This is a genomic window from Pseudomonas sp. NFPP28 (assembly GCF_900115535.1).
GTDB classification, from domain to species: Bacteria; Pseudomonadota; Gammaproteobacteria; order Pseudomonadales; family Pseudomonadaceae; genus Aquipseudomonas; species Aquipseudomonas extremorientalis.
In genome coordinates, this window is record NZ_FOWT01000006.1 from 222,350 (window position 1) to 242,034 (window position 19,685).

General features: G+C 60.5%; 18 protein-coding genes and 1 pseudogene. 9 read left to right on the forward strand and 10 right to left on the reverse strand.

Annotated elements, in window-relative coordinates; translation table 11 throughout:
* Window positions 1-53 precede the first annotated feature (53 nt).
* The 3 genes from BM110_RS17465 (at window position 54) to groL (ending at window position 2,771) form a co-directional block, all read left to right on the forward strand.
* A complete protein-coding gene (locus tag BM110_RS17465) occupies window positions 54-530 on the forward strand; it encodes an FxsA family protein (protein WP_016975517.1) in 477 nt (158 codons plus the stop codon).
* A 247-nt stretch (window positions 531-777) separates the two neighbouring features.
* Entirely contained in the window at window positions 778-1,071 is a 294-nt protein-coding gene (locus BM110_RS17470) for a co-chaperone GroES (RefSeq protein ID WP_003193940.1), read from the forward strand.
* A gap of 50 nt (window positions 1,072-1,121) precedes the next feature.
* The gene (gene groL / locus BM110_RS17475) at window positions 1,122-2,771 is read left to right on the forward strand and encodes a chaperonin GroEL (RefSeq protein WP_092246773.1); all 1,650 of its coding nucleotides are present in this window, start codon (window positions 1,122-1,124) and stop codon (window positions 2,769-2,771) included.
* 75 nt (window positions 2,772-2,846) lie between these two features.
* On the opposite strand, the gene BM110_RS17480 is transcribed toward groL, so the two are convergent.
* The 4 genes from BM110_RS17480 to BM110_RS17495 all read right to left on the reverse strand — a co-directional run bounded on the left by BM110_RS17480 (window position 2,847) and on the right by BM110_RS17495 (window position 7,328).
* Window positions 2,847-3,194, reverse strand: coding sequence for a hypothetical protein (locus BM110_RS17480; protein ID WP_092246776.1), 348 nt, complete (start codon window positions 3,192-3,194; stop codon window positions 2,847-2,849).
* Window positions 3,195-3,314: 120 nt separating this feature from the next.
* Window positions 3,315-4,613 carry an ATP-binding protein gene (locus tag BM110_RS17485; protein ID WP_092246779.1) on the reverse strand — a complete coding sequence of 433 codons (1,299 nt, stop codon included), beginning with the start codon at window positions 4,611-4,613 and terminating at the stop codon, window positions 3,315-3,317.
* Window positions 4,603-5,301 carry a response regulator gene (locus tag BM110_RS17490; protein ID WP_092246783.1) on the reverse strand — a complete coding sequence of 233 codons (699 nt, stop codon included), beginning with the start codon at window positions 5,299-5,301 and terminating at the stop codon, window positions 4,603-4,605. Before BM110_RS17490 ends, BM110_RS17485 begins: the two co-directional genes overlap by 11 nt.
* Window positions 5,302-5,378: 77 nt before the next feature.
* Entirely contained in the window at window positions 5,379-7,328 is a 1,950-nt protein-coding gene (locus BM110_RS17495; protein WP_093513896.1) for an LTA synthase family protein, read from the reverse strand.
* Between the two features lie 200 nt (window positions 7,329-7,528).
* On the opposite strand from BM110_RS17495, the gene colR reads away from it, so the two are divergent.
* The 5 genes from colR to BM110_RS17520 all read left to right on the forward strand — a co-directional run bounded on the left by colR (window position 7,529) and on the right by BM110_RS17520 (window position 11,299).
* On the forward strand, window positions 7,529-8,212 hold the full coding sequence (gene colR / locus BM110_RS17500; protein ID WP_003175870.1) for a two-component system response regulator ColR: 684 nt from the start codon (window positions 7,529-7,531) through the stop codon (window positions 8,210-8,212).
* Window positions 8,202-9,482 (forward strand): sensor histidine kinase, encoded by a 1,281-nt coding sequence (locus BM110_RS17505; protein ID WP_092246789.1) that lies wholly within the window; start codon window positions 8,202-8,204, stop codon window positions 9,480-9,482. Before colR ends, BM110_RS17505 begins: the two co-directional genes overlap by 11 nt.
* A gap of 188 nt (window positions 9,483-9,670) precedes the next feature.
* Window positions 9,671-10,351 carry a class I SAM-dependent methyltransferase gene (locus tag BM110_RS17510; RefSeq protein WP_092246792.1) on the forward strand — a complete coding sequence of 227 codons (681 nt, stop codon included), beginning with the start codon at window positions 9,671-9,673 and terminating at the stop codon, window positions 10,349-10,351.
* Between the two features lie 4 nt (window positions 10,352-10,355).
* Window positions 10,356-11,075, forward strand: coding sequence for a lipopolysaccharide kinase InaA family protein (locus BM110_RS17515; protein WP_092246795.1), 720 nt, complete (start codon window positions 10,356-10,358; stop codon window positions 11,073-11,075).
* Entirely contained in the window at window positions 11,072-11,299 is a 228-nt protein-coding gene (locus BM110_RS17520; protein WP_028617789.1) for a hypothetical protein, read from the forward strand. The genes BM110_RS17515 and BM110_RS17520 overlap by 4 nt, the downstream gene beginning before the upstream one ends.
* Before the next feature lie 250 nt (window positions 11,300-11,549).
* Here the strand turns inward: BM110_RS17520 and BM110_RS29405 are convergent, their stop codons facing one another.
* From BM110_RS29405 to BM110_RS17535, 4 genes are all read right to left on the reverse strand, one after another.
* Window positions 11,550-12,557: a hypothetical protein gene (locus BM110_RS29405; protein WP_139220339.1), complete on the reverse strand. Its 1,008-nt coding sequence runs from the start codon at window positions 12,555-12,557 to the stop codon at window positions 11,550-11,552.
* Between the two features lie 454 nt (window positions 12,558-13,011).
* Window positions 13,012-14,109, reverse strand: coding sequence for a DUF1513 domain-containing protein (locus BM110_RS17525; protein ID WP_093513953.1), 1,098 nt, complete (start codon window positions 14,107-14,109; stop codon window positions 13,012-13,014).
* Between the two features lie 2 nt (window positions 14,110-14,111).
* Window positions 14,112-15,176, reverse strand: coding sequence for an imelysin family protein (locus BM110_RS17530; RefSeq protein ID WP_071489310.1), 1,065 nt, complete (start codon window positions 15,174-15,176; stop codon window positions 14,112-14,114).
* A gap of 31 nt (window positions 15,177-15,207) precedes the next feature.
* Window positions 15,208-16,635, reverse strand: a complete 1,428-nt coding sequence (locus tag BM110_RS17535) for a di-heme oxidoreductase family protein (protein ID WP_093513897.1) — start codon at window positions 16,633-16,635, stop codon at window positions 15,208-15,210.
* 140 nt (window positions 16,636-16,775) lie between these two features.
* On the opposite strand from BM110_RS17535, the gene BM110_RS17540 reads away from it, so the two are divergent.
* A complete protein-coding gene (locus tag BM110_RS17540; protein WP_071489312.1) occupies window positions 16,776-17,339 on the forward strand; it encodes an NAD(P)H nitroreductase in 564 nt (187 codons plus the stop codon).
* Between the two features lie 74 nt (window positions 17,340-17,413).
* Here the strand turns inward: BM110_RS17540 and BM110_RS30205 are convergent, their stop codons facing one another.
* Window positions 17,414-18,169, reverse strand: coding sequence for a methyl-accepting chemotaxis protein (locus BM110_RS30205; RefSeq protein ID WP_370468593.1), 756 nt, complete (start codon window positions 18,167-18,169; stop codon window positions 17,414-17,416).
* A 102-nt stretch (window positions 18,170-18,271) separates the two neighbouring features.
* Window positions 18,272-19,552 (reverse strand): annotated as a pseudogene (locus BM110_RS30210) (HAMP domain-containing protein); the annotation flags it as partial.
* Window positions 19,553-19,685: the final 133 nt, after the last annotated feature.

The window sequence follows — 19,685 nt, forward strand, 5'->3', positions numbered from 1 at the left end:
CGACGTCATCTAAGGTGGACTGGCAAGGCATTCTTGCGTTGAGGAACCATTTGATGCGCCCTTTTTTATTGCTCTTTCTGCTGTTCCCGGTGTTGGAGCTGTTCGTATTCGTTCAAGTCAGCAGCGCGATCGGGTTTTTCCCGGCCCTGTTGCTGATCATTCTCGGCTCGATGCTCGGCGTTTTGGTGCTGCGCGTCGCCGGCCTGGCCACGGCGCTGCGTGCCCGTGAAAGCCTAAACCGTGGCGAGCTGCCCGCCCAGACCATGCTTGAAGGCCTGATGATGGCCCTGGCGGGTGGCCTGTTGATCCTGCCGGGCTTCATCAGCGATGTGGTCGGCCTGGTGATGCTGCTGCCGTTCACCCGCAAGCTGCTGGCCGGCAAGATGCGCCAGCGTGCCGAAGAGGCGGCGATTCGCCAGCGAGCTTTCGCCGACGACCTGCAACCCCGTGGCGGCCCCGCTCCGCGCCAGCCGCTGGGGCGTGAAGGGGATGTGATCGAAGGCGAGTTCGAACACCGCGACAGCAAATAACCGCTTCATTGGCACGGCACCTTCGGGTGCCGTGCTGCGTTTAACCGCAGGCAGACACAAAAATTTTCATCCCCGGCCCCTTGTAATAAGCATATGCGCCCTTATGTAACGGTCACCGCAAGGTTTCTGGTGGTGACACTGGACAGACTTCCGTGTTTCGCCCCGCGAACCGCGACCGGCACCGCCGGAATTTAACCCGCCGGAATTGATACCGGCCGATGAAAAACACAATTAGGAGAGATCGACAATGAAGCTTCGTCCTCTGCACGACCGCGTCGTAATCCGTCGCAGCGAAGAAGAAAAGAAAACCGCTGGCGGTATCGTTCTGCCAGGTTCGGCTGCTGAAAAAGCCAACCACGGTGTGATCGTCGCTGCGGGCCCAGGCAAGACCCTGGAGAACGGTGATGTACGCGCGCTGGCCGTGAAAGTGGGTGACAAGGTTGTTTTCGGCCCTTACTCCGGCAGCAACACAGTGAAAGTCGACGGCGAAGACCTGCTGGTTATGGCTGAGAACGAGATTCTCGCTGTTCTGGAAGACTGATTTCCCCGCTCATTTTCCCGTTACTCCAAAGTATTTAAGGAATATCGATCATGGCTGCTAAAGAAGTTAAATTCGGCGATTCCGCCCGCAAGAAAATGCTCACCGGTGTCAACGTCCTGGCTGACGCAGTAAAAGCGACCCTGGGCCCGAAAGGCCGTAACGTGATCATCGAGAAGAGCTTCGGCGCTCCGACCATCACCAAGGACGGCGTTTCCGTCGCCAAAGAAATTGAACTGGAAGACCGTTTCGAAAACATGGGCGCGCAGTTGGTCAAAGACGTTGCCTCCCGTGCCAACGATGACGCAGGCGACGGTACCACCACCGCGACCGTCCTGGCCCAGGCCATCGTCAACGAAGGCTACAAGGCCGTCGCTGCCGGCATGAACCCGATGGACCTCAAGCGCGGCATCGACAAGGCGACCATCGCCATCGTTGCCGAGCTGAAAAACCTGTCCAAGCCATGTGCCGACACCAAGGCTATCGCTCAGGTAGGCACCATCTCCGCCAACTCCGACAGCTCCATCGGTGACATCATTGCCCAAGCCATGGAAAAAGTCGGCAAGGAAGGCGTGATCACCGTGGAAGAAGGCTCGGGCCTGGAAAACGAACTGTCGGTTGTCGAAGGCATGCAGTTCGACCGTGGCTACCTGTCCCCATACTTCGTCAACAAGCCGGAAACCATGGTTGCCGAGCTGGACAGCCCGCTGATCCTGCTGGTCGACAAGAAGATCTCCAACATCCGCGAACTGCTGCCAGTGCTGGAAGCCGTGGCCAAAGCCGGCCGCCCACTGCTGATCGTTTCCGAAGACGTTGAAGGCGAAGCCCTGGCGACGCTGGTTGTGAACAACATGCGTGGCATCGTTAAAGTCGCAGCCGTCAAGGCGCCAGGCTTCGGCGACCGTCGCAAGGCCATGCTGCAGGACATCGCCGTACTGACCGGCGCTACCGTTATCTCCGAAGAGATCGGCCTGAGCCTGGAAAGCGCCACCCTGGAAAACCTGGGTAGCGCCAAGCGCGTGACCATCTCCAAGGAAAACACCATCATCGTTGACGGTGCTGGTGTAGATCAGGACATCCAGTCGCGTATCACTCAGATCCGTGCCCAGGTTGCCGAAACTTCCTCGGACTACGACCGTGAAAAACTGCAAGAGCGTCTGGCCAAGCTGTCCGGCGGCGTTGCAGTGATCAAGGTTGGCGCCGGTTCCGAAGTTGAAATGAAAGAGAAGAAGGCCCGCGTTGAAGACGCCCTGCACGCAACCCGCGCAGCCGTTGAAGAAGGCGTGGTACCTGGCGGTGGCGTTGCGCTGATCCGTGCTCTGGAAGCCCTGACCAACCTGACCGGCGACAACGCTGACCAGAACGTGGGTATCGCTGTGCTGCGTCGCGCTGTTGAAGCGCCGCTGCGTCAGATCGCTGCCAACTCCGGCGACGAGCCAAGCGTTGTGGTCAACGAAGTCAAGAACGGCAAAGGTAACTACGGTTACAACGCTGCGACTGGCGTCTACGGCGACATGATTGAAATGGGCATCCTGGACCCTACCAAGGTGACTCGTTCCGCACTGCAAGCAGCATCCTCCATCGGCGGCCTGATTCTGACCACCGAAGCGGCTATCGCTGACGCTCCGAAGAAAGCCGAAGTAGGCGGTGGCGGCGGCATGCCAGACATGGGCGGCATGGGTGGCATGGGCGGCATGATGTAAGCCAGCCTTACCCGGCTCATAAAAAACCCCGCCTGCAGTGATGCAGGCGGGGTTTTTTTATGTCCGGTTGACCGCTCAACCCATGCCGCCGCGTCGCAACAGCTTCTTGAATGTCATCCCCCTGGCAAGCGCCGAGGGCACACGTGCAGCGGACCACGGTGCAGACGTGTGGCCGAGCGGGCCTTGGGCAGACAGAGTCGCGGCTTTAGTGCGTGGCCTGGGTATGGGCCGCCGCCAGCGGCTGGACATGGTCACCTCGCCCAGCAGTTTAAGGGTGTGGGCGTCGTAGCCGGGTGACTTGATCGAACCAGTGAAGTCAGGCGCTGCGCGGCTCACGGCAGCCGCCTGACTGGCCAGCAGCGCGCTGGCGACGATACACAGCGATAGCATCAACGTGGATAAATGCTGTTTTTGGGGACGCATGAACGGGCTCTCCAACCGGGTCCAGAGGACGGGGACCCAGGGCGCAGGGGCAACCCTGGATCAGGTGGCGAGATTACGGAGAATGCCAACGGTTCACTGTCACAGGCTGTAACACGCAGGCTATTGCGGGCGCAGCGGCAGGATCAGGGTCAGGCGTGCCCCGCCCAACGGGCTGCGCGCCACGGACAACTCACCGCGATGCCATTGGCTGGCGCGCCTGGCCAGTGCCAGCCCGAGGCCGAAGCCGCCGGGGTCATCGCCGCCCATGGCCAGTCGTACAAACGGCTCGAATATCTTTTCGCGGTTTTCGGCGAGTATGCCGGGGCCGTCGTCGTCCACATGCAGCACCAGGTGCTGGTCATCCTGGTGGGCAGCGCTGACGCTCACTTGGTCACGGGCGTAGGTGATTGCATTACTCAACAAGTTGCGCACGATCAAATGCAACAAGGCGCGGTCGCCGATCAATTGCAGGTCCGCCGGCTCGGTGTCCAGGCTCAGGCGCCGCTGGTGCCCGTCGAGCAAGGCAAACTCCTGATGCAGCCAGTCACGGATAGGGATGGGCTCATGCTGCAGGTCGGCGGGGGCGCCCGCCATCCGGGCAAAGGCCAGGCTGGCGCGCACCAGGGCTTCAAGCTCTTCCACATCGGTTTGCAGGCGTTCCTGCAAGCGTATGCGCGTGGACGGGTCATCGCTTTTGCCCAGCAGGGTCAAGGCAAAACGCATGCGTGCCAGCGGCGTGCGCAACTCATGGGAGACGGCCTGGGAAACCTCTCGGTGACGTTCGCTCATGGCGTTGATGTCTTGGGCATGTTGCTGCAAGGTCTGCAGCACGGGCGCCCATTCCTTGCCCATGGCTGGCAGCATCGCATTGGGGGTACGGGCCAGGGTAGCCAGGCAGCTATCGAGCGCTTGCAAGTCGGCACTACGCTGGCGGCGTGCGCGCAGACCGAACCACATCCACAGCACCAGCGGCAGGCCGGCCACGCACGCGGTGATCCCATACACCGGGAATTGCAGCAGGTCCTTGACCTCGGCGGTGCCCCACATCGGGCCGAATTGGATCAGCGTTTTGTCGTCGAGCGGGAAATAGGTGATGTCTTCATCGCTGCTCTGCGCCGGTTGCTGGTGCTGAAGCATGATCAGCGCTTCGGGCGGCAGTTCGACCTCATCCAGGGTGACGAGCCGGATCGGGTACTGGAAGCGCGCGCGCAGTACCTCCATACGCGCTTCACGCTGGTCAGCCGGCAAGGCCTTGAGCTGCTCCGCCACCAGATAGCCCGGTCCGGCCATCAAGCGCAAAAAGCTGTATTCGCCGACAAACACCGAGGCATTGGCGCACAGCCACAGCAAATACAGGGTCAACGCGCCCCAGCCGGTGCCCGCGAGAATCGCCATCCAGGGTCGCACTCTAGAGAACATGCCGGGCCTCTTGCGGTGTCTCGACAAACAGGTAGCCCTGGGCGGTGATGGTCTGGATCGTCACCGGGCAGCCCAGGCCCATCAGCTTTTTGCGCAGGCGCGATACGCGCATATCCACCGAGCGATTGAGCCCGTCGTACTCCAGGCCGCGCAGGCTTTGCAGGAGTTTTTCCCGGGTCAGCAACACCCCGCAGTGGCGGGCGAAGATCGCAAGCAATTCGAACTCGGCCACCGAGAACTGCAAGGGCACCTCATCGAGCCAGGCGAAATGGCAGTCGAGGTCCAATCGAAACGTGCCCCATTGGTAATACGTACGGGGCGCCTGGGGATGGCGACGCAGCAGCGAGCGGATACGGGCCAGCAACAACAGCGGGTCGACCGGTTTGACCACGTAATCGTCCGCACCGACGTTGAACCCCGTCAGTTGCTCGGCGTTTTCGTCCAGCGCCGTCATCATCAGGATCAGGCCGGGGTACTGCTCGCGGATCTGTCGGCACAGGGTAAAACCGTCGATGCCGGGTAGCATCACATCCAGAATCAACAACGCCGGTTTTTCGTCGAGAATACGCTGGGCGGCACGGTCGCCACGGTGCTCCACCGCCACGCTGAAACCTTCGGCGCGCAGGAACTCCGCCGTCAGGGCGGCCAGTGGGCGGTCATCTTCGATCAGCAGCAGGGTGTCGGACATGAAAAGGCGTCGTCGCCGGAGAATGGGCGCAAGTGTTACGCCCTTGCCCCGCAGGAGGCAAGGGCCACGCGTGGCGATCAGCGGGCGCTGATGGCGGGTTCTGCGACCTTCGGCGCTTTCCAGCCCAGCAACTGTTGTTTGAAGCCATAGCTGGCGGCCTGGTAGTAGGTGATGGCGCGCAGGATCAGCGGGTCATCACTGCCCACCCGCAGCTCCTGGCTTTCACCCAGGGCCTGATCGTGGCGACGCAGGCCCTGGCGCGGGCTGAGGATCGCCAGGTCTTTACCGTCAAACAGCCCCAGGTGCTGGTAGTTGCCGACCACCACACGGGGTGGCAGTGGGTTGTCTTGCAGCAGGTTGCGACCGAAGAAGGTCGATTCGTAGCTCAGGTTGAGCAGGCCGAGCAAGGTGGGCGCCAGGTCGATCTGGCTGGCCAGTTGCGCGGTTTCCCGGGCGTCGACCAGCTTGGGGGCGTAGATGAACAGCGGTATCTGGTAGTTGCTGATGGGCAAGTCTTCCTTGCCCGCGCTGCCGGCAGTGTGGTCGGCGACAAACACGAAGATCGTGTTATCGAACCACGGCTTCTGGCGTGCCGCCTCCAGGAACTCACCGATGGCGTGGTCGGTGTACTTCACCGCACCGTCGCGGCCGTTACCGGATTTGATATCGATGCGCCCATCCGGGTACGTGTAGGGGCGATGGTTGGAGGTGGTCATCAGTTGCAGCAGGAACGGCTGCTGCTTGGCGTAGTCGGCATCGGCCAGTTTCAGGGTTTGTTTGTAGAGGTCTTCGTCGGCCATGCCCCAGGCGTTTTTAAATGAGATCTCCGATTCTGGCACGCTGCTCTGGTCGACGACCCGATAGCCGTTGCCGCTGAAGAACGCATTCATATTGTCGAAGTAGCCACGTCCGCCGTAGACGAACACGCTGTCGTAGCCGATGGCGGTGAGTTGCTGGCCCAGGCTGGCAAAGCCGCTTTCGCGGCCGATGCGCTTGACAATGGAGCGGCCCGGCGTGGGTGGGATCGCCAGGGTGATGGCCTCCAGGCCTCGGTCAGTGCGGGTGCCGGTGGCATAGAAATTATTGAAATACAGGCTTTGTTTGCGCAGCGCATCCAGGTTGGGCGTCAGGTTGCGCTCGTCACCGTTGCTGCCCATGTATTTGGCGCTGAAGCTTTCGATGGTCACCAGCACGATATTGGGTGTGCGCGGCGTGCCGGGGTTATCGATGGCGCGGCGGATATCCAAGGGGTCCTTGTCGATGAAGCGAGCATTGGGCTCACTCAGTTCGGCGCGCAACTGTTTGGCGACAACGTCCGCGGGCAGGCTTTTATAGAACTGGGTGTAGTCCAGTTCGTTGTTACGGAACGCGGCGAAAAACTGATACGGGCCATTGCTCGCCAGTTCGTTCTTGTAGGCGTTGCCACCTTGGGCGCGTGGGCTGTCCTGGCTGATCAGTTGCAGGCTGAGGCCAGCAACCACCAACAGGCCCAGGGCATTGACCAGGCGACCCCGCATTGCCGGCAGCGGTGCATTCATCGCGGCGATGAACGGTCTGCGCAGAGCCAGGCTCAACACAACGGCGAGCATCGCCAGCAGGCTGAGCAGCTTGCCGATCGGGTAGGACTCCAGCAGGTTGTTCAACACCTCATCGGAGTACACCAGGTAATCGACGGCGATAAAGTTGAAGCGCACGCCGAATTCATCCCAGAACAACCATTCGGCGACCGAGGTGAACAGCATGGCGAACAGGCTGACGGTCAGTACCGCCTGCAGGAACCAGCGGTGACCGCGACGGCGCCAGAGGGCAGGTGGGCACAGCAGCAGATACAACCCCAGTGGCAGGGCGGCATAGGCCAGAAAGCCCAGGTCGTACAGCAGGCCCACGCCAAACACCGGCAGCAGGTTGCCACCGACTTCGTCCAGGTGAGTGATGAGCAGCACGCTGCGCGTGAGCAGGAAAACCAACAGCCAGGCACCGGTGACCAGCAGCAAATAGCGCATAGGCGCTGTTTTGAGAAACCCCATGTCCAACTTCCTTATATCGATGGGCGCGATCTTCGCTCTGACACTGTAGTCAGTTTGTGAAGCTATAGTGAAAAACTCGTTCGACTAATTAATCGGTTGAAAACCTTTATCGACGGCGCTTGCGGGTCTATCCCTGAGCCACACTTGGCCTTAAGCTGCGCGAGCCAACACGGCCGTTACCGCGTACGGAGACACTGCCCATGCGAATTCTACTGGTTGAAGACAACCGCGATATTCTGGCCAACCTGGCCGACTACCTGGGGCTGAAGGGCTACACCGTGGACTGTGCGCAGGACGGTTTGTCGGGCTTGCACCTGGCCGCCACCGAGCATTACGACCTGATCGTGCTCGATATCATGCTGCCCGGCATTGATGGCTACACCCTGTGCAAACGCCTGCGTGAAGACGCCCGCCGCGATACGCCGGTGATCATGCTCACTGCCCGCGATCAGTTGGACGACCGGCTGCAGGGCTTCAAGTCCGGCGCCGACGATTACCTGCTCAAACCGTTTGCGCTATCGGAACTGGCCGCACGTATCGAAGCCGTGCTGCGCCGTGCCCAGGGCGGCGGTCGCCGCGCCCTGCAGGTCGGTGACCTGAGCTACGATCTCGATACCCTGGAAGTTACCCGCGAAGGGCGCCTGCTCAAGCTCAACCCGGTCGGCCTGAAACTGCTGGCGGTGCTGATGCAGAAGAGCCCGCACGTGCTGCGCCGCGAAATTCTCGAAGAAGCCCTGTGGGGCGATGACTGCCCGGACAGTGACAGCCTGCGCAGCCACGTTCACCAATTGCGCCAGGTGATCGATAAACCTTTTGCCAAGCCGTTGCTGCAGACGGTGCACGGTGTGGGTTATCGCCTGGCCGAGGGTCGTGATGGAGTTTAAGCAAAGCCTTGCGCAACGGATCATCATCGCCTTTGCCTTGATGAGTGCGTTGGTGGCGGGGGCCTTCGCCATGGGTATCGTGGCGACGGTGCACCTGGTGGAAGAGAAGTTGATCTCGGCGGGCCTGGGCGGCGACTTGCAACGCCTGCTGCTGATGGACACCGTCGAGGACTGGCGGCACCGGCCCGAGCCGGACCAGCTGTTTTATTTCAGTGGTGGCCCCGGCGACTTCGAGTTGCCCAAGGACCTACGCCACCTTGAGCCCGGTTTCCATGAAGTATTCCGCGAGGCGCTGTCGTACCACGCCATGGTCGAAGTGGTCGACGGGCGGCGCTACGTACTGTTGCAGGACCAAAGCGATTTCGAAGAGCGCGAGCGCGTGTTGTTCGCCGTGGTGCTGGTGGGCTTTGTGCTCAGCCTGGCGCTGGCGGTGTTCCTCGGCTGGGTGCTGGCGCGCAAAGTGATGGCGCCGGTGGTGCGCCTGGCCCGTCAGGTGCGCCACCGTGACCAATTGCTCGGCCTGGCCCCGCCCTTGGCGCCGGATTACGCGGCGGATGAAGTGGGCGAACTGGCGGTGGCGTTCGACGCCACATTGGGACGGCTGCGCCAGGCCCTGTCCCGTGAACAGCTGTTTACCAGTGACGTGAGCCATGAGCTGCGCACACCCTTGATGGTGTTGGCCAGCTCCTGCGAACTGCTGCTGGAAAACCCCGCCATCGATCAGCGCGGGCGCAACCAGGTGCTGCGCATTGCCCGGGCCTGCGAAGAAATGCGCGAACTGGTGCAGACTTTCCTGATGCTGGCCCGTGCCCAGCATGACGAAGCGGCAATGTCGCCCCAGGTCAGCCTGACGCAGGTGGCCGAAGATCTGCTCGGCATCTGGCGCGAGCCCATCGAGCACAAAGGCCTGGAACTGATCTATCAGCCCGGCACCCCCCTGGATACGCGCTATAACACCACCTTCCTGCATGCGGTGATGGGCAACCTGCTGCGCAATGCCCTGCACTACACCGAGCAGGGGTTTATCCGGCTGACCCTGGAACCGAGCGGATTTATCGTGGAGGACAGCGGTGTCGGTATCCCCGAGGACAAGCGCGAGGCGATGTTCGAGCCGTTCGTACGCGGCAGCGAGAAGCGCGGTGAGGGCCTGGGTTTGGGGTTGTCGCTGGTGCAGCGCATCTGCGAGAACCAGGGCTGGAGCGTCAGCCTCAGTACCATGGAGCCCAACGGCTGCCGCTTTCATGTGCAATTGAGTCAGGTCAACGCCTGACGCCATCCCCTGCCGCTATCCTGCCAGAGATCCCGGTAATTCGGCGAAGATGGCCCCATGCTATTGCGTGAGTCTGTAAAGTCTTGAAATGTATAGGGCTGGACAGGACAAGTTTTTCACAACGGGTTGACCTGTTAATCACAGTGCGCTGCTTAACGTTGTAGGCATCAGCTACTGGAGACCCGTTGATGCCTACCCCGATCAAGCTCGAATTTTCCGAAAAGTACGACGACGAACACGCTCAAGAATATTTGCTCAAGCATCAGGACAATCTGGCGCGCCGGTTGTCCCACAAACGCGACGAGCAATTGGCCCGTGGCGCGCTGGCGATGGCGGGTGAGCCTGGCCTGGTGCTGGACTTGCCCTGCGGCGCCGGGCGTTTCTGGCCCTTGCTGGCGGAAAAGCCCAACCGCGTGATCATTGGCGCCGACAACTCGGCGTCGATGTTGAAGGTGGCAATGGCAGCCCAGCCCGCCGATGTGGTGAAACGGGTACGACCCTTGCAGACATCGGCCTTTGATATTGCTTTGCCAGATAACGCGGTCGACAGCATTTTCTGTATGCGCCTGTTGCACCACATTGGTGATCCGGCGCATCGCGTGGCGATATTGCGCGAGTTTCAACGCGTTACCCGTGACAGCGTGATTGTTTCGTTGTGGGTCGATGGCAATTTCAAGGCCTGGAAACGCAAGCGGCTCGAACAGCAGCGTCGCAAGAAAGGTGAGCAGGAAGGTTACCAAAACAGATTTGTGTTACCGGCTGCTACTGTTGAAGCAGAGTTTGAGGAAGCCGGCTTCCGTGTCCAGGAGTCCCTGGACTTCATACCGCTCTACGCCATGTGGCGAGTGTACGTATTACGCAAGAGGTAACAGGATGGCAGTTGAGTGCGTAGCAGGCAGTCACGTAGCTCCCGAGGAACGATTCGATTATTTCTGGCACCAGCAAGGCGAGTGGGTCGAAGAGCCCAATCGTCGCCGTGGTGGTGAAAGCGGTGTGCAGCGTGTGATCAGCCCCAACGGACGCTTGCTCTACAGCAAGCGCCAGACCGGGCACATCTACCGCAGTTGGCTGCATCCGTTTGGCCGCCCGACGGTGCTGCGTGAGCGCGATGCCCTCAAGGGCTTGCGTTTGTTGGACGTGCGTGTGCCGGAAATGGTGTTTTGCGAAGCGCGCCGCGACCCCGAGCACCAATGGAAAGCGCTGCTGGTCACTGCCGCCCTCGACGGTTTCGACGAAATCGAGAACTGGTACGCCGCCGGTGGCCGCGAGCAATACGGCGAACTGGTGCATGAGCGTGTGCTCCAGGAACTGGCCGGCACCCTGGCGCGCATGCACAAGGGCCGATGGCAGCATGGCTGCCTCTACATCAAGCATATCTTTGTGCGGGTGACGGGCGAGGGTGACTCGGCCAACGTCGAAGTGGCGCTGCTGGACTTCGAGAAATGCCGCCAGCGCCTGACCGCTTATCGGGCCGCCTCCCATGACATGCTGCAATTGCGCCGCCATTCGTCGTGGAACGATACCGACTGGAAGAAACTCAGCTACTTTTACGAGACGGCGTTTGGCAGCGCTATCAAGGGTTTAACCAGATGAAGCTAGAAATAGCACGAGGTCTGTTCCTGGTCGGGGCGCTGGGCGTTGCAGCCCTGGCGCTGGCGGCGTGGGAACAGCCTCGCACCCAGGTGCTCAGTGCAACGCAGGGTGGCGCGCAATGCCTGTTGCCGCGCGTTGCCAAGGCGAGCACGGCGGCCAAGCCCGATCATGAGTTGTTGCTGTTCATGTTTGGCATGTCTCAAGGGATGAGGCCACAGAGTTGATGAGTTTAAAGGCAAAATGAAAAGGCCTCGCGTTACGAGGCCTTTTTTGGGCTTGTTAAAGTAGAAGGGCGTAACTTTCTTTAGTGTTTTTAATGTTCGGCCTCAGTGCGTGTATAACTTATTGAGCCGTTTTGTAGGTCAGGTACTCTGGTTGTAAAGTCGTAAAGAATGCTGTGGGGGCATTGCTTTATTTGCCGTGTTGCCTCGTTGAAGGTGCTGTCGGTTTATGAGTGTCAACGTTAACTTGGCATTATGTGGGAACTTCGTAGTTATGTTTTTTGGGCGGCAAAGCTCCAACTTCAGGGTACGCTATTTTTGTCTGCTTGGAGTACTCGGTTTTATCAGTTGGCAGGGCTGAGTAGGACCTTTCGTGGGCGACCCTATACAAGATGGCAGCCTCACTGCCTGCGTCGATTGTTGCGTAATTAAATGGAGGAGGAAGGGGTGAGTAGCGTTCACCGTCAATTTTTCCGTTGTTTTTGTATTGGTAGGGGGAAAAGTTTTTTTCTGGGTCGGCAGGGTCCGTGGGCATATGGTTACGATGGCTAAGTTCGGTTGTTAAAGAGTCAATGTAGTGGAGTAGACGTACCAAGTAGTAAGCAGCATTAGCTTGGCTTACTGGGTCTGGATTACTAGGAGTATAGTTACCGACAACCTCTATTAACCATTCATCGGGAATGATTTTAGGTCGGCTATTTACAATCTCACGATTCTCTTTGAGAATCTGACCTGCTAACCGCTTATCCCACTCTGGCCTTCCCGTAGGGCCAGTGGGTGCGACGTCGGTGTTTAATTCTGGGCGTTTGGCCTCAGTGCCACTGATGGGGGGCGTCGTTGTTTTAGGTGTTACAGTTTTCTCTGTATCTGGAGGTGTGTCGGAAGTTTTAGCTTGTGTATTATTTTCGGTTATATCGTTTTTTTTGTTTTTCTCTGTATCTTTGGCTGGGTCTTTCAGGGCCGAATAACCGTTCTCGAGGAAGTTCAAGAACAGTTCATAATTTGAGTTTTTTGTGGGCGGCTTTCCGGGGCCATTATAGCCATCATATATCGGTCGCCCAGGTGTAGGTGATGCTCTGCTGTCCGTGCCTGATGTGATGTACCCGACCACTTGCGAGAAATCGTACATCCTGTCTGCCCGATCATTGGGGTCGGGGTTATCAATCGAAAAGTTACCAACCTTTTTATAAGCCCGGTCGAAGTCACTTTCTGGGTGCGGTCCGAAATAATACTCTTTAAGTCTGGGATTGCTGTCGACCATTTCACGTGCGCCGCGGTTATCGCCCCATGGGCGTCCAGTGGGATGGGATGGAGGGTTGGCGCGTATAACCTGAGTCTTTTGGTCTGTATTGGAGTTGCGGGTATCCGGTCCACAGGGATAGTTAGTGGCTGGCGATTCAGATGGGCACGGCGATCGATTGGCGGGCGGTGTGTGCGCTGACTGCATACCGTTGAGCGTTATAAGGTTGAACATTTATTCTCCTGGCTTGTGTAGTGATTAAAGTCACGTAGCTAAGTGGTAAATGTTCCGAATTCGTTCCATAGAGTGCGAAAGTGCCTACGGCGAGTATCTTCTACTTCTTAAGGTATTGCCGAACTCAACTTACTCTCAGAGATTTCTGAGTTACTTCCCCCTTCTGATATCAAGCAGGCGTAACAGCGAGCCGTTGCTTAACGTGGCATTCGGCTCGTGTCGGGTGAGAAGCGACCTGCACTCAGATCAGATGCAGATGGTTATCCCAAAGCCCTGCCGGCAACTCCAGCGGCGTTGCCACCAACTGTTTCTGGCGACAATCGTAGAACCGGCAACGGCCCTGGCCCGAGGTCACGACAAACCCATCCTCGACCGCGCCCACGCCGGCGCAGTCGGGCAGCGGTCCGTCCAGGCGCAGCTCGCCGCTGTCCATGTTCCAGATAAAGAAGCGGTTGCCCCGTGGGGCAGTCAACGCCACCAGGCGCAATTCGCTGTGCACTGCGACGCTGGCTGTGTAGTGCCCCATCGCCTGCAACTGCTCGTCCGCCACCGGAAACGCCACGAATGGCTGCCCCGGACGCTTGATCGCCAGCAACTCGGAACGCTCCTGTGATGCCCCCATGAACTGCTGCCCGGTGAGGATGGTGCCATCGCTGGCGATCCCCATGTGCCGCACGCTGTTCATCTGCTGGCCGAGGGTTTCCTTGCTGATCAAGGTACCGTCGCGCTGCATCAGCACCAGGCTCGGTTCCATGGCGTCGAGGTTCATCTCCACGCGGCTTTCGGCTTCGGTACGAATGCCGCCGTTGGCCACCACCAGGGTCTCGCCGTCGGGCATCCACGACACCTGGTGCGGGCCGATGCCGTGGGTGGAGATCTCGCCGGTATGCACCAGCCGCTCGCCTTCGAACCGGTACACACCGAGCAGGCCACGGCCGGGGTCGGTTGTGTCGTTCTCGGTGGCGTACAGCCAGTCGCCGCTCTTGTGAATGACCGCGTGGCCATAGAAGTGGCGGTTGACCCGGGAGGTGATGGTTTGCAGCAGCGCGCCATCGCGCAGGTCGATCAGGTAACTCTCGGTGCCCGGGCGACGGGCGACAAACAGCGCAATCGGCAGCGTCGGGTGGTTGATGATGTCGTGGCAGCGCTGGCCGACCTGGGTGGCAAATACCTGCCTGCCGTCCAGGCGGTAACCCACGGCGTAGTGCTTGCCGTCCGCATCATCCCGCGCCGAGAGCAGCAGCGGGCCCTTGTCTTTGCTTTTGAACAGCGTCCAGCCACCCAGTGTGAGAGCACTGAGCAGCACGCTGCCGATGGCCAAAGCCTGTCGCCTGAGCATCATCAGTCACCGTCGTTGGCGTTAAAGCCCAGTTGGATGCCCAGCGCCTTGGCCAGCTCGCCCTCGTGCAGGCGGTGGACGACGTTGAGGCTGTCATAGATATCGTTGAGCTGCTGGCGCCCAGCGTCATCGTTCAACAGTTCGTTGAGGGTGCGCTGGTTGCTGGCGAACAGTTTCAGCGACGCGGCATAGGCGGCGTCGATCTTGTCGGCCAACGGCTTCTGCTCGGACGGCAGCAGGCCACGCAGGCCTTTGTTGTCGACGCCGACCCATACGGTCTGGGCTGCCGCGAGGCTGGCTTCGAGGCTTTGCAGGGACGACTGGCTGCGCCATGCATCGGCCTGGAACGGCTGCGGGATACCCTTGGTCTGGCGGCCCATCGGCGTGCCGAGTTTTTTCTTCAGGGTGTCCAGTGCGGTGACCTGCACGCGCAGCAGATCGGCAATGGCTTCGTGGGAATCGGCGTAGCGCTGGTTCGGAAACTTGGTCATCTGCGCCAGCATGCCGTCGGTGCTGTTCCAGCTGGCCAGGATCTCTTCGGCCAGGGCCTTCTGACGGTCACCGATGGCGACCAGCAGCGGGCAGTAACGGGCCTTTTGTGCGTCGTCGGCGATGTCGGTCTTGGCGTCGTAGAGGATGTATTCGTAGGCGGACAGGCCTTGCACCACCACGCTGGACTTGGCCAGGGCGGCGCCGTCGATCTGCGGCTGGCTGGCGACCAGTTGCTCGACCTGGCGGCCGACCAGGTTCTTCTTGTCCGGCCAGAACTGCACCTGCCACGAACGGTTGCCCTCGGCCAGCGGCCCGATCAGCAGCGGTTGCAGCTCGGCCCAAGCCTTTTGTGCATGCAGGAAATCGGCACGCGCGGTGTCCAGGCTCTCCTTGCCCTGGCAGTAGGCCAGCGCGCTGACGGCCAGTTGGCGGTCGGCTTCGACCCAGCGGCTGTAGGTCGGCAGGATCACTTGCTTGGCGATGGCCGCAGAGGTCACTGCTTGCGGGTCTTGCGGCGAGCAGGCGCCTAGGGCGAGGGCGGCCAGGCTGGTGAACAACAACTTGGGACGGAACATGTCGAGCTCCCTTCTATAAGTGGGGCGAAGCTTATAAAGAATTCAGGAACGCCAGCAACGCTGCGCGCTGCTCGGCATTGAAGGACAACACATGCTGCTGCGCCGCTTGGGCTTCACCGCCATGCCACAGCACGGCTTCGAGCAGGCTGCGGGCGCGGCCGTCATGCAAGAACTGGGTATGGCCACTCACGGTTTGCGTCAGGCCAATGCCCCACAACGGCGGCGTGCGCCAGTCGCGGCCACCGGCCTTGAATTCTGTGCGGTTGTCGGCGAGGCCCGGTCCCATGTCGTGCAACAGCAGGTCGCTGTAGGGGCGGATCACCTGGTTGGCCAGTTCAGGTTCGGCGGCATTGGCGGCCGTGGTGAATGCAGGCGTGTGGCAACCCTGGCAGCCGGCTTGATAGAACAGGTTTTTACCGGCCAGCACCTGCGGCGTGTTGACGCCACGGCGCGCCGGCACCGCCAGGTTGCGCGTGTAGAACAGCACCAGGCGCAGGATGTTGTCGCTGACTTCCGGCTCGCCATCGGGGCCATTGCCGTTGGGGGCCTGTTTGCAGGCGACTTGGGCATCGGTGCAGTCATCAAAGGGTCTCAGGGATGTGGTGAGGCCCATATCACCAGAGAACGCGTGAACATTTTGTTGATTGAGGTTGGGTTGCCCGGCTTTCCAGCCAAAACGCCCGAGCACGGTTTTTTGCTGGGCGTCGTCCCAGACCCAATTGGCGCGGCCGACAATGGCTTGCTTGTCGGCGGTCTTCGGGTCGGTGTTGCGTAGGATGTCGGCGTCGCTGATGGCTTCGAGCAAGCCCAGGCCGATCATCGGCGGCGCGATGCGTGCGGAAAAGCGCGTGTCGGGGTGCATCGGGCCGTAGCCAAGCTGGGTGATCTGCAGGTCGGGTTTACGCAACTCGACCACCGTGCCGTCCTTGAATGTCACGTTGACCGGCGTGTAATCGACCCGCACCTTGCCTTCCGGCGGCACGCCGGGCACGGCCATGTCCTGCAATTGCCCACCGTAGACCGGCTCGGGCACCACACCAATCTGCTCGATGGCCTTGGCATAGGCGGGCGCATCCGGAATCGACAGGCGTACCAGCATCGACACCGCGTTGGGTGCATCGGGCAGCGGTGGGTGACCACGACCGTCTTTTATATGGCAGTTCTGGCAGGCGTTGGTGTTGAACAGCGGGCCGAGGCCATCACGCGCCGTGGTGGTGGACGGTGCGATCACCCAGGGGCTGCGAAAGAAGCTGTTGCCGACGCTGAAATCCAGGCGGCGGGTGGGCGACAGGTTGGCCGAGGGCAGGGAAAACGCGTTCTGGTCGCGCTTGTTCACCGTCGCAGCACCGCCCGCCCGTGATTCACCCGGCTCGGCCTTGGTAAACCTGGGCGCGTCATCGCAGCCAGCCAGGCTCAAGGCCAGCAAGGCTGCGGACAGGCGAAAAAGCGAAGGGGACATCGAATTTCCTGAACCACGGCGGAAAATAAGGTCGCAAAGTCTAACAGGGCAGGGCGCAATGAATAAGAGCAATTATCGTTTGGTGGCATCCCGATTCATTCCCGCTAGAATGACCGCACATTTTTTTCTGGAGGTGGCCCATGCAGGCTCTCGACGCTTTGCTCAACCGTGTTTCCGTGCCGCGCCTGCTGGAACCGGCGCCGACCCAGGAGCAGCGCGATGTGCTGTTTGCCGCCGCCATGCGTGCGCCCGACCACGGCCAACTGCGCCCTTGGCGCTTCCTCACGGTTGAAGGCGCTGCTCGCGAACAGATGGGCACCTTGTTGGCCGAAGCGGCCCGGCTGCAAGACGCCGATGCGCCACAGGCGGTGATCGACAAGGCCCAGAACGGCCCGTTGCGCGCGCCGTTGGTGGTGGTGGTGATTGCCCGTTTGCAGGAGCACTTCAAGGTGCCCAAGTCCGAGCAACTGCTGGCTGCTGCCTGTGCGGCTCATGGCATCCTGTTGGCGGCGTATGCCCAGGGGATTGGTGCGGTATGGCGCACCGGGGAATTGTCCTACTCGGCCCACGTGGCCAAAGGCCTGGGGCTGACGGCGGATGAGGAGGTGATTGGCTTCCTGTACCTGGGCACACCGCAGAACCCGCCGCGTACCGCGGCTAAAGAAGACCTGACGCAGTTTGTCAGTGCCTGGACCGGTCTCTAAATCCAAAGTGATCAAACTGTGGGAGGGGGCAAGCCCCCTCCCACATTGGAACTGTGTTGTTTTTGAAATTGGGTTTACACCCTGAACTGATCCATCAACTTCATCTGCTGGCTGGCCAGTGCATTGAGTTGGCTGCTGATGGCCGCCGACTCGGTGGCCTGGCCGGTGAGGGTTTCGGTCACGGTACGGATCGCCGAGACGTTGCGGTTCACCTCTTCGGCCACGGCGCTCTGCTGTTCGGCGGCGCTGGCGATCTGCAGGTTCATGTCGCTGATCACGGTCACCGCATCGCTGATCTTGCCCAAGGCCTGCACCGCCTGATGGATCTGCCCGGCATTGCTCTGGGCCTGGCTCTGGCTGGAATGCATGGTCGCCACCACGCCACGGGTGCCGCTCTGGATGCGCTCGATCACCAGGCGGATTTCCTCCACCGAATCCTGGGTACGCTTGGCCAGGTTACGCACTTCGTCGGCTACCACCGCAAACCCTCGGCCGCTTTCCCCGGCGCGTGCCGCTTCGATGGCGGCATTAAGGGCCAGCAGGTTGGTCTGCTCGGCAATGCTGCGGATCACTTCCAGCACTGAACCAATCTGTTCGCTGTTGACCGCCAGGGCTTCGACTTCGCCCACGGCCTTGCTGACTTCTTCGGCCAGGGTGGTGATGTCGCGGGTGCTCTGCTCGATGATCGACATGCCTTCACGCGCCGACTGGTCGGCACCGCGTGCCGCGCTGGCGGCATTGGACGCGCTGTTGGCGACGTCGTGGGCGGTGGCGCTCATTTCGTTGGACGCGGTGGCCACCTGGTCGATTTCGCGGAACTGCACCTGCATGCCTTCGCTGGTCTGGCGTGCGATGGCCGAAGACTGGTCTGCGGTGCCGCGTGCTTCGGTGATGCTTTGCTTGATCTGGGCGATGGTCGGTTGCAGCTTGTCGAGGAAACGGTTGAACCAGTTCACCAGTTCGCCCAGTTCATCCTTCTTGGCGTAGGCCAGGCGTTGGGTAAGGTCGCCGTCGCCGCTGGCGATGTCCTTGAGCATGGCGGCCACGCTGTTGATCGGCCGGGTCACGCCGGTAGCGGTCAGCCAGATCAATAGCAAACCGAGCAGGCCGGCGGCGGCGGCCACCAGCAGTGCCTTCAGGGTGCCGGCGGATTGGGCGTCGTCAAGCACCCGCTGCAACTTGACGTTGTCGGCGAGCATCACGGCTTTTGGCAGCTTGATCACCACGCCCCAGGATTTGGCGTCGGCAATCGGCTTGACCGGGTACACGGCGCGGATGGTGTCGTCCTGTTCGCGGATCATGCGGTTGTCACTGGCCAGCAACTGTACGATTTCCTTGCCCTCGGCGCCGAGGGTGTCGATCAGGTTCTTGCCGACCTTGGCCGGCTCGCCGCTGTAGGCGGCAATCAGGCCGGTACTGGAGAGAATCTCCAGGTGCGCTGCGCCGTTGAACAGGTCCTTCTGTGCAGCGTCGGCGGTTGCTTGCAGGGCGGTGAGGGCGATGTCGACACCGACGACGCCGATGAGTTTACCCCCCACGATCAGTGGCGAGGCGATGGTGGTCATCAGTACCTTTTTGCCGGCCACCGTATCTTCATAGGGGTCCAGCAGGCAGGTATTGCGGGTGTCCCGTGGGCAGGTGTACCAGATGTTGTAGGGCGTACCGTTGAGGGTGAGGGTGGTCTTGTTCAGGTCTTCTTCGACCATGATGGTGTTCAAGCCTTCACCGCCGGCACGGCTCCAATAGCTGGAGAAGCGCCCTGTTTCGTTGGAGACGCGTGCCTTGTCATCGACGAACTCGCTGTCCTTGCCGTCCAGGCCGTTGGGTTCGAATGACAGCCAGAACCCCAGCACTTTGCTGTTGCGATCAAAGGTGGTTTTCAGGCTCTGGTTGATTTCTTCGCGCAGCGCGCCGGCTTCCAGGCCACGCTTGCTGGCCATGGTGCGCAAATCCTTGATCTGGTCGGCCAGCGCTGTCAGCGCCATCAGGCTGTCGCCAAAGGTTTTCTGCAACTGCACCGCTTGCTCGGCGGCCCTGGCTTGCAGCAGTTGTTCCACGCTGGCGGTGAGCATGCGCGAGCTGGAATCGCTGACCAACAGATCATTCTGGTTGGTGTTGTAGATATTGATGCCGACGACCAGCGCTATCACCCCCAACAGGCAAAGGCCGGACAGCAGCACGATTTTCAGGCGGATGGAGAGGGTGTTGAACATAGGCTCACTCGCGAATGGACTGGTGGGGATGCATGCAGCAGAGCCAAGTCCATTCAGCGCTATGTCTGAAACATCGGCGTCACAAATCAATTCATGAGAAAGAGGCGATGAGCGGTAGGAAAACACCTACATG